Source organism: Duganella vulcania (assembly GCF_009857655.1).
In the GTDB taxonomy this organism is placed as follows: domain Bacteria; phylum Pseudomonadota; class Gammaproteobacteria; order Burkholderiales; family Burkholderiaceae_D; genus Rugamonas; species Rugamonas vulcania.
Window position 1 is genome coordinate 1 of sequence record NZ_WWCX01000134.1, and the last position, 11,812, is coordinate 11,812.

Consider the following 11,812-nt stretch of genomic DNA (forward strand, 5'->3'; position numbering starts at 1 on the left):
CGGCCGGCGCCACTGCGGCGGCCATCGCGGCCAGCAGCTCGTCCTGCGCGGGCGCTTTGGACGGCAGGTGGCGCCGCAGCACCGCCAGCATCTCGTCCACCTCGATCGGCTTGGGAATGAAATCGGTGATGCCGGCCTCCTGGCTGCGCAGCCGTTCGGAACCGAGCACGCCGGCCGTCATGGCGATGATGGGCAGTGTCAGGCCCAGTTGCTGGCGCAGCACGCGGGTGGCGGTGAAGCCGTCCATCACCGGCATCTGCATGTCCATCAGCACCAGGTCGTAGCGGCTGGCGCTGGTGCGCAGCAGGTCGACCGCCTGGCGGCCGTCGCCCACCACGTCCAGCGTGGCGCCGGCGTGTTCGAGGATGCCGCGCGCCACCACCTGGTTGAGCGCGTTGTCCTCCACCAGCAGGAAGTGATGCCCGCTCAGGCTGCCGGCGATGCCGGGATCGGCCACCGGCTGCGGCTGGCCGTCGCTCTTGGCCACCAGCGCCTGGTGCAGCGCGTCGAACAGGTTGGAGCTGGTGATCGGCTTGACCAGCACCACGTCGGCCTCCGGCGCGTTGGAGATTTCCTCCGCGTGGTCGCGGGCGAAGGCGTTGACCATCACCACGATCGGTTGCCTGGCGCCGGCCGCCGCCTCGCGGATGCCCTTGGCCGTGGCCAGCCCGTCCATGCCGGGCATGTGCCAGTCGGCCAGCACCACGTCGTACACGTGGTGCGCCTGCTGGCTCTGGCGGTAGCGCTGCAGCGCGGCCGCGCCGGAGTCGACCTCGTCGGCCTGCCAGCCCCATGCGCGGATCAGCTTGGCGATCACCTCGCGGCTGGTGCGGTTGTCGTCCGCCACCAGCAGGCGCAGGTTGCCCAGCGCCGGCTTGCGGCGCTCGTCCGGCAGTTCGGGCAGCACGTCAAACGGCAGGCTGAACCAGAAGCGGCTGCCCTGGCCCGGCTCGCTGTGAACCGCGATCTGCCCGCCCATCAGTTCGATCAGCCGCTTGGTGATGGCCAACCCCAGGCCGGTGCCGCCGAAGCGCCGCGTGATGCTCTGGTCGCCCTGCGAGAAGGCCTGGAACAGCTGCGCCAGCTGGTCGGCGGTCATGCCCATGCCGGTGTCGCGCACCTCGAAGCGCAGCAGCGCGTGGCCGGCGTCGCGCGCGCTCAGCTCGACCGCCACCACCACCTCGCCTTGCTCGGTGAACTTGATGGCGTTGCCGGCCAGGTTGACCAGGATCTGCTGCAGGCGCATGGCGTCGCCGCGCAGGTGGCGCGGCACCGCCGGGTCAACGCTGATGGCCAGCTCCAGTTCCTTGTCGCCGGCGTTCATGGTCATCAGCGTGGCCAGCGAGTTCATGGTGTCGTCCAGCGTGAACTCCACCGGTGACAGCTCCATGTGGCGGGCCTCGATCTTGGAAAAGTCCAGCACGTCGTTGAGGATGCCCAGCAGCGACTGGCCCGACACCCGCACCATGCTCAGGTACTTGCGCTGCTGCGGCGTCAGCGGCGTGTTGCCGAGCAGGTAGACCATGCCCAGCACCGCGTTCATCGGCGTGCGGATCTCGTGGCTCATGTTGGCCACGAACTCGCTCTTGGCGCGGTTGGCGGCCTCGGCGCGGTCGCGCTCGCGCTCCAGCTCGGCCGCGCGCGCCTCCACCTCCAGCTGCAGCCGGTGGCGCTCGGTGATGTCGGAGATCACCGCCAGCACCTTGGTGCCCTGGTCGGTGCGCACCGCGCTCAGGTTGATCTCCAGCGGGAACTCGCTGCCGTCGCGGCGCAGGCCGAACAGCACCGTGCCGCGCCCCATGCGCACCGGCTCGGCGCTCAGGCGGTCGGCGAAGAAGCGCGCGCGGTGGCCCGCGTGCTGGCTGCGCTGGCGTTCCGGCACCAGCATTTCCAATGGCTGGCCCAGCACCGCGTCGCGCGGGTAGCCGAAGCAGCGTTCGCTCTCGCGGTTGAAGGTCTCGATGCGGCCGTCGACCCCGACCACCACGATGGCGTTGGGCGCGAATTCCAGCAGGCTTTGCAGGCGGGCGTCGGCCGCCAGCCGTTCGTGCATCAGCTCGTTGAATGAGGTAGTCAGCTGGCCCACCTCGTCCTGCGCGTGGGCCGGCAGCGGCGTGTAGCGGCTGGGCTGGTCGCGCAGGGCGACGATGGCGTCGCGCAGCCGCACCAGCGGCGCCAGCAGCCGCGAGGTCAGCCAGCCGATCAGCGCGGCCGCCAGCAGCGAGGCCAGGCCGCCCCACAGCATCAGCCGGTACAGCACGCCGGTGAAGGGTTCGTACGCCTCCTCGGCCGGCAGCGAGGTGGCCAGCACCCAGTTGACCGCCTTGAGCGATTTATAGCTGTTGAGGGTGCGCTCGCCGACGCCGTTGATGCTGTCGACCGTGCCCTCGAAGCCCTGCTCCAGCGCGCGCGTGGTGGCGGCGTTGGCGTTGGGCTGGCGCGGCTGCAGCAGGCGGCTCTGTTCGGGGTGCAGCACGTACACCGGCGCCGGCCCGCGGGTCAGCGCGAAGTAGTAGCCGGTGCGGCCGACCTTGGCCTTGCGCAGGTGGCCCAGCAGGTTGTCCTTGTACAGCCGCAGCACGCCGACCAGCACGCAGGCCACCTCGCCCTTGGCGTCCAGCACCGGCGCCACGATCTGCACGATGGGCTGGCCGCTGCCGCGGCCGATCAGCGGTTCGGTGATCATCGGCTGGCGGGTGCGCATCACGGTCTTGAAGTATTCGCGGTCGGCGGCCTCGATGCCGACCCGGCCCGCCTGCTGCGGCAGGTCGGCGATGATGGTGCCGTGCGGGTTGAGCACCAGCAGGTCGTCGAACAGGGACAGCACCGCGCGGTCCTGGTAGTAGGCCCGCAATTGCGCGGCGGAGCCGGCCAGCGCGGGCGGCTGGTTGCGCGCCGACAGCGCGATGATGTCGAGCAGCATGGTCAGCTTGTCGTCCAGCTCCTCGGCCGCGCGGTTGATCAGGGCGGTCTGCTGGGTGAACAGGACCTTGGTGTAGTCCTCCTGCATGCGGTGGGTCTGCAGCACGGTCACCAGCGCGATCATCAGGACCGAGGTGATGCTGGTGGCCAGTGCGACTTTAGCCTTGATGCCGGGTGACTTCATTTCATCCTTGTGGGCGGAGTCGGGGCTGGGATAGGAAGAATGCAAAACTGACAGCAAATTCTCCTATCAAAGCCCCGCCTTGGCAACAGGATTAACGCTGGGCTGCGGCGATGATCACCTCGGCCACCTTGGCCGGCTGCGACACCATCGGCACGTGGCTGGTTTTCAGCGTGACGGTGGTGGCGTTGATCTTCCGGGCGAAGGCCTGCTGCAGCGCCGGCGCGATCATGCGGTCGTCGGCGGAGGCGATGTAGTAGTTGGGCTTGGTTTTCCACGCGGCCACGCTGGTGGTGTCGGCGAAGGCCTTGGCGCTGATCGGGCCCTGGGTGGCGGCGATCAGGGCGGCGGTGGCCGGCGGCACGTCCGGTGCGAAGTTCCTGGCGACCGAGTCGGCCGGCAGCCACAGGTAGCCGCCGGCGTCGGCCTGCAGCGTGGCGATGCCTGGCGGCACGGCGTAATCCTTGCCCAGGTCGGCGGTGGCCTCGCCCTCGGACGGGGCGAACGCGGCCACGTAGACCAGGGCCTTGACCTTGTCGCTGGTGCCGGCCTGGGTGATCACGGTGCCGCCCCACGAGTGGCCCACCAGCACCACTTTACCGCTTTGCGCATCGATCACGCGCTGGGTGGCGGCGACGTCGTCGGCCAGCGAGCTCAGCGGGTTTTGCACGGCCACGACCTTGTAGCCCTTGGCGCGCAGCAGCGGAATCACCTGGTTCCAGCTGGAACCGTCGGCGAAGGCGCCGTGGACCAGCACGACGGTGGTGTCGGCGGCAGGGGTGGCGGCTTGGGCGCCCAGTGCGGAGGCCAGCAGTGCGGTAGCGATCAGAGTGCGTTTCATGATGAGGTCCTTTAGCGTGAGTGGGTGGTTATCGGTAGTTGGCGATTAAATAGTGCGCTACCTGATGGAATGAACTATAGCGCGCAATTCAATAGCGTGCAACGTATTTTTTAAAATATTTTTCGGCGGCGCGAATCCAAACGCCGCCACGGCGCCTCTTAGCTGTCGAGGGACTTCCTCTGCGACAATTAGGAGTGCATGATGTTTTATGTGAAAAACGTACCAAACTGGGAACGCGCGCTGCGCGTGGTGGCCGGCGTGATCGCGGCCTGGGCCGGCATCGCCGTGCTGGGCGGCATATGGGGCCTGGTGCTGGCGGCCTCGGCGGCCGGGATCGTGGCGTCCGGGCTGTTCGGCTTTTGCCCGATGTGCGCGCTGGCCGGCCGCCGCCTCGACAGGAAATCATGAGTCTTGCAACACAACACCTGCCGGTGCTGGACGCCGCCCACCGGGGCGATCCGGCCGCGCTGGCGCAGCTGCTGCGGCTGTGCCAGCCCGACATCCGCCGCTACGCCCAGCGCAACTGCCTGGTGGCCGACGTCGACGACGCGGTGCAGGAAGCCTTGCTGGTGCTGTCGCGGCGGCTGTCGTCGGTGCGCGCGCTGGCGGCGTTTTCCGGCTGGCTGTTCCAGGTGGTCAGGCGCGCCTGCCACCGCCTGGGCCGCGCCGCGCTGGGCCACGACCCGTGGGACGATGAGCGCGCCGAGCTGTGGCTGGCCAGCCGGGACACGGCCGGCCTGCGGCTGGAACTGGTCAACGCGCTGGAATCGCTGCCGGCCGATTACCTGCAGGTGGTGTTGTTGCGCGATTTCGCCGAAATGTCCATCGCCGAGATCGCCGCCGAGGTGGGCGGCAGCCCGGCCGCCGTCAAGAGCCGGCTGCACCGGGCGCGCGCCATGGCGCGCGAATACCTGATCGGCTAACTGCGGCATCAGCCCCAATTAGCGACAAATAGTCTACACTGGGGCCATGATACGAGAACTTCCCGAGTTGGTGCTGCCCGGCGCCACCCTTGACAACCTCAAGGCCAGTTGCGCGTCGTGCAGCATGCACCAGCTGTGTTTGCCGATGGGCTTGGACAACAACGATATGGACCGGCTGGACCAGATCATCGGCCGCCGCCGCAAGGTGCCGCGCGGCGCCCCGCTGTTCCGCATCGGCGATTCCTTCCAGAGCCTGTATGCGATCCGGCTTGGCCATTTCAAGACCTACCAGGTCAACCGCGAAGGCGTGGAGCAGATCACCGGCTTCCAGATGGCCGGCGAGCTGCTGGGCATGGACGCCATCAGCGCCGACCAGCACCATTGCACCGGCGTGGCGCTGGAGGACAGCGAGGTGTGCGAAATCCCGTTCGGCAGCCTGCAGCAGCTGCTGGCCGACATGCCGACACTGTTGCGTCATTTCCACCGCATGATGAGCCAGGAAATCACCCGCGAGCAAAGCGTGATGCTGTTGTTGGGGAATATGCAGGCGACCCAGCGGTTTGCCGCCTTCCTGGTCAACCTGTCGTCGCGCTACGAGGCGCGCGGCTACTCGCCGCATGTGTTCCAGCTGCGCATGTCGCGTGAGGAGATCGGCAACTACCTGGGGCTGACCATCGAGAGCATCAGCCGCCTGCTGTCCAAGTTCAAGAAGGAAGGGCTGCTGCGCGTGAGCAACCGCGAGATCGAGTTGCTGGAGCCGATACGGCTCAAGGCCATCACGGCCGGCACGCAGACCTGCGCTTGACCGGCGTCATGTCCCCCACCGGGGGACATGACTTCCCGCCTGCGCGGGAACGACGTGCTTAATTATCCGCCGGTTGCGGCAGGTCGGCATGCAGCGTCACCGAGCGTTGCGCCGGCCAGCTCCAGGTGCCGGCCAGGCGCCAGTCGCGCCGCTCGCCCTCCACCAGCACCACCCAGCGGCTGCGTTCCAGCATCGGCAGGTTGATCTGGAAGGCGCCGAACTCGTCCGGCTGCACCACCAGCTGGATATCCTTCTCCGGCTGGGTCGCGTGCGACAGGTGCACGAACAGGCGCTCGGCCTTGCCCTGGTCGCTGGCGGTGCGGCGCAGCTGGCCGGTCAGCGCGCCCTGGGTGGCGTCGTAGCCCACGTCCACCGACAAGCCCATCGACGCGGCCAGGCGGTCGCGCCGCAAGTCCTGGTTGATGGCCTTGCCCTGCTTGTAGTAATCGCCCACCACCAGCGCGTCCTGGCGCGAGTAGGCCAGCCAGCCGGTGTAGGTGCCGGCCACCACCACCACGGCCGGGCCCAGCATCAGCAGCCACGGCCAGCGTTGCTTCCACCATGGTGTGACGGACGGCGTCATTATCGATACGGTCATCTGCTTCCCCTTAGCGCGGCACGAAGAATACCGCGTGTTCTTCCACATGCAGCGACGGCTGGTCGACTGCGGTCAGTTCGATCTCGATCTTGTTCGAGCCCGGCTTGCCGGCGCCGTGCGCGGCGCGCAGGCGGATCGGATAGGCCTTGGTCTCGGTGCCTTCCACCCGCACCTGGTCCGGCGTCACCTGCGTCAGCGTGTCGATGCCGCTGACGCGGATGCGGTAGGTGTGGGCCTGCTCCGAAGTGTTCATGATCTGCAGGCGGTAGACGTTCTCGATCATGCCTTCCTCGACCTCGCGTCCCATGGCGCCGCGGTCGCGGATCACGTCCAGCTTGAGCGGCGTGCGCAGCGACAGCGCGGTGACCACCGCGATCACGATCAGGCCCAGGATGCCGGCGTAGATCTTGACCCGCGGGCGCAGCGTGCGTTTGCGGATCTCGGTCGGCGTGTAGTGCATCAGCAGCGCGCGCTCGGTGCTGTAGCGGATCAGGCCGCGCGGCTCGCCGATCTTGTCCATCACGCCGTTGCAGGCGTCGACGCAGGCGGCGCAGCCGATGCATTCATATTGCAAGCCCTTGCGGATGTCGATGCCGGTCGGGCAGACCTGCACGCACAGGCTGCAGTCGATGCACGAGCCGCCCTTGAGTTCCTCGCGCTTGGACAACGGCGCGCGCGGTTCGCCGCGTTCGCTGTCGTAGGTGATGATCAGGGTGTCGCGGTCGAACATCGAGCTCTGGAAGCGGGCGTACGGGCACATGTATTTGCACACCTGTTCGCGCAGCCAGCCGGCGTTGCCGTAGGTGGCGAAGCTGTAGAACAGCACCCAGAACCATTCCCACGGGCCAAAGCTCAAGGTCAGCACCTCGTTGCCCAGCAGCTTGATCGGCGTGAAGTAGCCCACGAAGGTGAAGCCGGTCCACAGCGCGACCGCGCCCCAGGCCAGGTGCTTGGCGGTTTTCTTGCCAAACTTGGCGGCCGACGGCGGCTGCCGGTCGAGCGCCATGCGCGCGCTGCGCGGGCCTTCGATCTTCAGTTCTATCCACAGGAAGATTTTGGTATACACCGTTTGCGGACAGGCGAAGCCGCACCAGACCCGCCCCGCCACCGCGGTGGCGAGGAACAGCAGGTAGGCGCAGATGATCAGCAGCGCGGCCAGATAGATGAAGTCCTGCGGCCACAAGACCAGTCCGAAGATGTAGAACTTGCGCGCCACCAGGTCGAACAGCAGGGCCTGGCGGCCGTTCCACTGCATCCATGGGCTGCAGTAGAAGGCCAGCTGCGTCAGCCAGACAAACAGCCAGCGCAGGCGGGCGTAGCGGCCCGTGGTCTCGCGCGGGTAGATAGGCTCGCGCTTCGCATACATCTTGATGACTTGTGGTGCAGGATCGTTCATTTTGTTGCCGGGGCGGGTTCTGTCGCCGCCGCGACCGGTGAGGTTGCAACGTGGTTCACGTCGTTGGACAAGCTCCATACGTAGGCAGCCAGCACGTGCACCTTGGCGTCGCCGAGGAAGTCCTCGAACGCCGGCATGGTGGTGGTGCGGCCCTTGCGGATGGTTTCCATGATAGTCTCGGCGCTGCCGCCGAACAACCAGATCTTGTCGGTCAGGTTAGGCGCGCCGATGGCCTGGTTGCCGGTGCCGCCAGCGCTGTGGCAAGCCATGCAGGCGCCGAACTTGTCCTTGCCGAACGAGGCCTTGATCGGATCCGAGGTCGAACCGGACAGGCTCAGCACATAGTGCGCGACGTTTTCCACGTCCTTGTCCGAGCCCAGCGCGGCGCCCATCGGCGGCATCATGCCGGTGCGGCCGTGCAGGATGGTTTCCTTGATGGTCTCGGGGGCGCCGCCGAACAGCCAGTCCTTGTCGGTCAGGTTGGGGAAGCCCTTGTTGCCGCGTGCATCCGAACCGTGGCACTGCGCGCAGTAGGTCAGGAACAGGCGCTCGCCGATGGCGTGGGCCTTGGGATCGGCCGCCACCGCTTTCAGGTCCTGCTTCTGGTATTGCGCGAACAGCGGGCCGTATTCGGTCTCGGCCTGCTTGAGCTCGGCCTGGTACTGGCCCGACGATTTCCAGCCCAGCTTGCCGGCGTAGCTGCCCAGCCCTGGATACAGGAACAGATAGGCCAGGCCGAACACGATGGTGATGTAGAACAGCCACATCCACCAGCGCGGCATTGGCGTGTTCAGTTCGCTCAAGTCCTCGTCCCAGACGTGGCCGGTGGTTTCGCCGGCCTTGCCCTTGATCTGGGATTGCGAGAACAGCAGGATGCCGCAGCCGGCGATGCCGAGCAGGGTCAGCACCACGATGTACAGGTCCCAGAAGCCGTTGGTGAAATCAGCCATGGCTAGTCTCCTTGTCGTCGTCGTCGAACGGCAGCTGCGCCGCCGTGGCGAAATCGGCTTCCTTGTTGTGGACGAAAGCCCACCACAGGATGCCGGCAAAGGTGATGAAGGAAATCACCGTCATCACGCTGCTGGCGCGGTCAAACAGGTTATCGATAGCCATGCTAGTTCCTCGTCTTGATTAATGTGCCCAGGCCTTGCAGGTAGGCGATCAGGGCGTCTTCTTCGGTCTTGTCCTTGAGCTCGGCCGGCGCGGCGGCGATCTCGGCGTCGGTGTACGGATCGCCCAGGCGCTGGAGCGCCTTCATGTGCGGCACGATCGATGCCGCGTCCAGCGAGGTCTTGGCCAGCCATGGGTAGTTCGGCATGTTCGATTCCGGCACCACGTCGCGTGGATTGTTCAGGTGGGTGCGGTGCCATTCATCGCTGTAGCGGCCGCCCACGCGCGCCAGGTCGGGCCCGGTGCGCTTGGAACCCCACTGGAACGGCCGGTCGTAGACGAACTCGCCGGCGACCGAGTAGTGGCCGTAGCGCTCGGTCTCGGCGCGGAACGGACGCACCATCTGCGAGTGGCAGTTGTAGCAGCCTTCACGCACATAGATGTCGCGGCCGGCCAGGCGCAGCGGCGAGTAGGGCTTCAGGCCCGCCACCGGCTCGGTGGTGGACTTCTGGAAGAACAGCGGCACGATCTCGACGGCGCCGCCGACGCTGACCACCAGCGTCACCAGCGCGATCAGCAGCCAGGGGTTTCTCTCGATCCAGTCATGTGAAAATTTCATGCTTTGCTCCGATATCAGGCGTGGCCGGCGTTGAGCGCGGGAATGCGCGCCACGGCGGTCTCGCGGTTACGCAAGGTCATCCAGGTGTTGTAGCCCATCACGCACATGCCGGTCAGGTACAGCAGGCCGCCGGTGAAGCGCACCACGTAGTACGGGTAGGTGGCTTTGACGCCTTCGACGAAGGTGTAGGTCAGCGTGCCGTCCGGATTGACCGCGCGCCACATCAGGCCCTGCATCACACCGGCGATCCACATCGCGGCGATGTACAGAACGATACCGATGGTGGCGACCCAGAAGTGCAGGTCGATCAGCTTGGTGCTATACATTTTTTGCTGGCCGGCCAGGCGCGGCAGCAGGTAGTAGATCGAACCCATGGTGATGAAGCCCACCCAGCCCAGTGCGCCGCCGTGGACGTGGGCGATGCCCCAGTCGGTGTAGTGCGACAGTGCGTTGACGGTCTTGATCGACATCATCGGGCCCTCGAAGGTGGCCATGCCGTAGAACGACAGCGAGACGATCATGAATTTCAGGATAGGGTCGGTGCGCAGCTTGTGCCAGGCGCCCGACAGGGTCATGATGCCGTTGATCATGCCGCCCCAGCTTGGCGCCAGCAGGATCAGCGAGAACACCATGCCGATCGACTGGGTCCAGTCCGGCAGCGCGGTGTAGTGCAGGTGGTGCGGGCCGGCCCACATGTAGGTGAAGATCAGCGCCCAGAAGTGCACGATCGACAGGCGGTACGAGTACACCGGACGCTCGGCCTGCTTCGGAATGAAGTAGTACACCATGCCCAGGTAGCCGGCGGTCAGGATGAAGCCCACCGCGTTGTGGCCGTACCACCACTGGATCATCGCATCCTGCACGCCCGAGTAGGCGGAGTAGGATTTGAACAAGGTTGCCGGCATGCTGGCGCCGTTGACCACGTGCAGGATCGTCACGGCCAGGATGTAGCCGGCGAAGAACCAGTTGGCAACGTAGATGTGCTTGACCTTACGCTTGATCAGCGTGCCGAAGAACACGATGGCGTAGGACACCCACACCACGGCGATCAGCAAGGTGATTGGCCATTCCAGCTCGGCGTATTCCTTGCCGCGGGTCAGGCCCATCGGCAGGGTGACGACCGCGCTGAGGATGACCGCTTGCCAGCCCCAGAAGGTGAAGGCGGCCAGTTTGTCCGAGAACAGGCGCACCTGGCAGGTGCGCTGTACCACGTAGTAGGAAGTTGCGAAAAGTCCGCAGATGCCGAACGCAAAGATGACGGCATTGGTGTGTAAAGGCCGCAGGCGGCCGTAGGTCAACCATGGAATGTCCAGGTTCAGCGCCGGCCATGCCAGCTGGGCGGCGATAATGACGCCTACCAGCATGCCGACGATACCCCAGACCACGGTGGCGATTGCGAATTGCTTCACAATCTTGTAGTTGTAGTTCTGTGCAAGGTCCACTTGAAGTTCTCCCAAGAACGCTTTGATGATGTGAGTCAAAGGTTACTTAGGTGAGACTTAAAAAACCTTGATGTGAATCAAAATTTTCCCGATCTGGTCAATCGTCTTGCGGCTTGTCGTCATCCTGCAGGATGCGCAGGCCGGGGCCGACCAGGTCGTCGAACTGGCCGTTGTCGGAGGCGCTGAAGAAGATCCACAGCGCGACAAACACCAGCAGCACGCTGAGCGGGATGAGCAGGTACAAGGCTTCCATCATGCACTCCTTCTGAGGCGCAGCGCGTTGGCCACCACCACGGCCGAGCTGAGCGCCATGCCGACCCCGGACAGCCAGGGGTTGAGCAGGCCCATCGCCGCCGCCGGGATCGCCACCGCGTTGTAGACGCTGGCCCAGCCCAGGTTCTGCCGGATCACGCGCATGGTGCGTCCCGCCACGCGGGCGCTGTCGGCCACCGCGTCGAGGCGGCCGCACAGCAGCACCGCGTCGGCGTGGGCCTGGGCCAGCGCGGCGCCGGCGCCCATGGCGAAGGAAACGTCGGCCGCGCTGAGCACGGCGGCGTCGTTGATGCCGTCGCCCACCATCGCCACCACCGCCCCGGTTTCCTGCAGGCGCTTGACGAAGGCCAGCTTCTCATCGGGCAGGTAGCCGCCGATGGTGGTCCGGATGCCGAGCTGGTCGCCGACCTGGCGCGCCAGCAGGTCGTGGTCGCCGCTGAGCAGCACCACGGTCTTGCCGGCTTGCCGGAAGTAGTCCACCGTGGCCTGGGCCTCGGGGCGCAGGCCGTCTTGCAGCTGGAAGCAGGCCAGCCACTGGCCGGCCACGCCCAGGTAGACCGGCGTGACGCCGCGGCCCGGGTCGTGCGGCGGCGCCGCGCCGCTCAGCTCGGCCACGAAGCTGGCGCTGCCCAGCCGGTACAGCCGGTTGTGCAGCACGCCTTCGATGCCGCGTCCGGGAATCTCCTTGGCCGCCGCCGGCTG

13 protein-coding genes are annotated in these 11,812 nt (G+C 66.3%); 3 read left to right on the forward strand and 10 right to left on the reverse strand.

Annotated features, from left to right (window positions below):
* Both GTP90_RS32705 and GTP90_RS32710 read right to left on the reverse strand, forming a co-directional pair.
* Positions 1–3,106 (reverse strand): response regulator (locus GTP90_RS32705; protein ID WP_161087430.1); only part of this gene is annotated, 3,106 nt, incomplete at its 3' end.
* Between the two features lie 91 nt (positions 3,107–3,197).
* Positions 3,198–3,944 (reverse strand): alpha/beta fold hydrolase, encoded by a 747-nt coding sequence (locus tag GTP90_RS32710; RefSeq protein ID WP_161087431.1) that lies wholly within the window; start codon positions 3,942–3,944, stop codon positions 3,198–3,200.
* Positions 3,945–4,145: 201 nt separating this feature from the next.
* Here GTP90_RS32710 and GTP90_RS32715 point away from each other — a divergent pair, with 201 nt between their 5' ends.
* The 3 genes from GTP90_RS32715 to fnr are packed head-to-tail and all read left to right on the forward strand — an operon-like array spanning position 4,146 to position 5,672.
* On the forward strand, positions 4,146–4,352 hold the full coding sequence (locus GTP90_RS32715) for a YgaP family membrane protein (RefSeq protein WP_161087432.1): 207 nt from the start codon (positions 4,146–4,148) through the stop codon (positions 4,350–4,352).
* The gene (locus tag GTP90_RS32720) at positions 4,349–4,867 is read left to right on the forward strand and encodes an RNA polymerase sigma factor (protein WP_161087433.1); all 519 of its coding nucleotides are present in this window, start codon (positions 4,349–4,351) and stop codon (positions 4,865–4,867) included. The genes GTP90_RS32715 and GTP90_RS32720 overlap by 4 nt, the downstream gene beginning before the upstream one ends.
* Positions 4,868–4,913: 46 nt before the next feature.
* Positions 4,914–5,672, forward strand: coding sequence for a fumarate/nitrate reduction transcriptional regulator Fnr (gene fnr / locus GTP90_RS32725; protein ID WP_161087434.1), 759 nt, complete (start codon positions 4,914–4,916; stop codon positions 5,670–5,672).
* 58 nt (positions 5,673–5,730) lie between these two features.
* Here fnr and GTP90_RS32730 read toward each other — a convergent pair whose 3' ends face one another.
* The 8 genes from GTP90_RS32730 to GTP90_RS32765 form a co-directional block, all read right to left on the reverse strand.
* On the reverse strand, positions 5,731–6,270 hold the full coding sequence (locus tag GTP90_RS32730) for a FixH family protein (protein WP_161087435.1): 540 nt from the start codon (positions 6,268–6,270) through the stop codon (positions 5,731–5,733).
* Between the two features lie 10 nt (positions 6,271–6,280).
* Entirely contained in the window at positions 6,281–7,666 is a 1,386-nt protein-coding gene (gene ccoG, locus GTP90_RS32735; protein ID WP_161087436.1) for a cytochrome c oxidase accessory protein CcoG, read from the reverse strand.
* A complete protein-coding gene (gene ccoP / locus GTP90_RS32740; protein ID WP_161087437.1) occupies positions 7,663–8,616 on the reverse strand; it encodes a cytochrome-c oxidase, cbb3-type subunit III in 954 nt (317 codons plus the stop codon). The genes ccoG and ccoP overlap by 4 nt, the downstream gene beginning before the upstream one ends.
* Positions 8,609–8,779: a cbb3-type cytochrome oxidase subunit 3 gene (locus tag GTP90_RS32745; protein ID WP_161087438.1), complete on the reverse strand. Its 171-nt coding sequence runs from the start codon at positions 8,777–8,779 to the stop codon at positions 8,609–8,611. The genes ccoP and GTP90_RS32745 overlap by 8 nt, the downstream gene beginning before the upstream one ends.
* A 1-nt stretch (position 8,780) precedes the next feature.
* Positions 8,781–9,395: a cytochrome-c oxidase, cbb3-type subunit II gene (gene ccoO / locus GTP90_RS32750; RefSeq protein ID WP_161087439.1), complete on the reverse strand. Its 615-nt coding sequence runs from the start codon at positions 9,393–9,395 to the stop codon at positions 8,781–8,783.
* A gap of 14 nt (positions 9,396–9,409) precedes the next feature.
* Positions 9,410–10,837, reverse strand: coding sequence for a cytochrome-c oxidase, cbb3-type subunit I (ccoN, locus tag GTP90_RS32755; protein WP_161087440.1), 1,428 nt, complete (start codon positions 10,835–10,837; stop codon positions 9,410–9,412).
* A gap of 97 nt (positions 10,838–10,934) precedes the next feature.
* On the reverse strand, positions 10,935–11,090 hold the full coding sequence (gene ccoS, locus GTP90_RS32760) for a cbb3-type cytochrome oxidase assembly protein CcoS (RefSeq protein ID WP_117012292.1): 156 nt from the start codon (positions 11,088–11,090) through the stop codon (positions 10,935–10,937).
* Positions 11,090–11,812 (reverse strand): HAD-IC family P-type ATPase (locus tag GTP90_RS32765; RefSeq protein ID WP_161087441.1); only part of this gene is annotated, 723 nt, incomplete at its 5' end. The genes GTP90_RS32765 and ccoS, both read right to left, overlap by 1 nt.

Bases quoted from the DNA above. Each gene is read 5' to 3' on its own strand.
- fnr (WP_161087434.1), top strand. From the start codon at position 4,914: ATGATACGAGAACTTCCCGAGTTGGTGCTGCCCGGCGCCACCCTTGAC.
- GTP90_RS32720 (WP_161087433.1), top strand. From the start codon at position 4,349: ATGAGTCTTGCAACACAACACCTGCCGGTGCTGGACGCCGCCCACCGG.
- GTP90_RS32715 (WP_161087432.1), top strand. From the start codon at position 4,146: ATGTTTTATGTGAAAAACGTACCAAACTGGGAACGCGCGCTGCGCGTG.
- ccoG (WP_161087436.1), bottom strand. From the start codon at position 7,666: ATGAACGATCCTGCACCACAAGTCATCAAGATGTATGCGAAGCGCGAG.
- ccoS (WP_117012292.1), bottom strand. From the start codon at position 11,090: ATGGAAGCCTTGTACCTGCTCATCCCGCTCAGCGTGCTGCTGGTGTTT.
- ccoP (WP_161087437.1), bottom strand. From the start codon at position 8,616: ATGGCTGATTTCACCAACGGCTTCTGGGACCTGTACATCGTGGTGCTG.
- ccoO (WP_161087439.1), bottom strand. From the start codon at position 9,395: ATGAAATTTTCACATGACTGGATCGAGAGAAACCCCTGGCTGCTGATC.
- GTP90_RS32745 (WP_161087438.1), bottom strand. From the start codon at position 8,779: ATGGCTATCGATAACCTGTTTGACCGCGCCAGCAGCGTGATGACGGTG.
- GTP90_RS32730 (WP_161087435.1), bottom strand. From the start codon at position 6,270: ATGACCGTATCGATAATGACGCCGTCCGTCACACCATGGTGGAAGCAA.
- GTP90_RS32710 (WP_161087431.1), bottom strand. From the start codon at position 3,944: ATGAAACGCACTCTGATCGCTACCGCACTGCTGGCCTCCGCACTGGGC.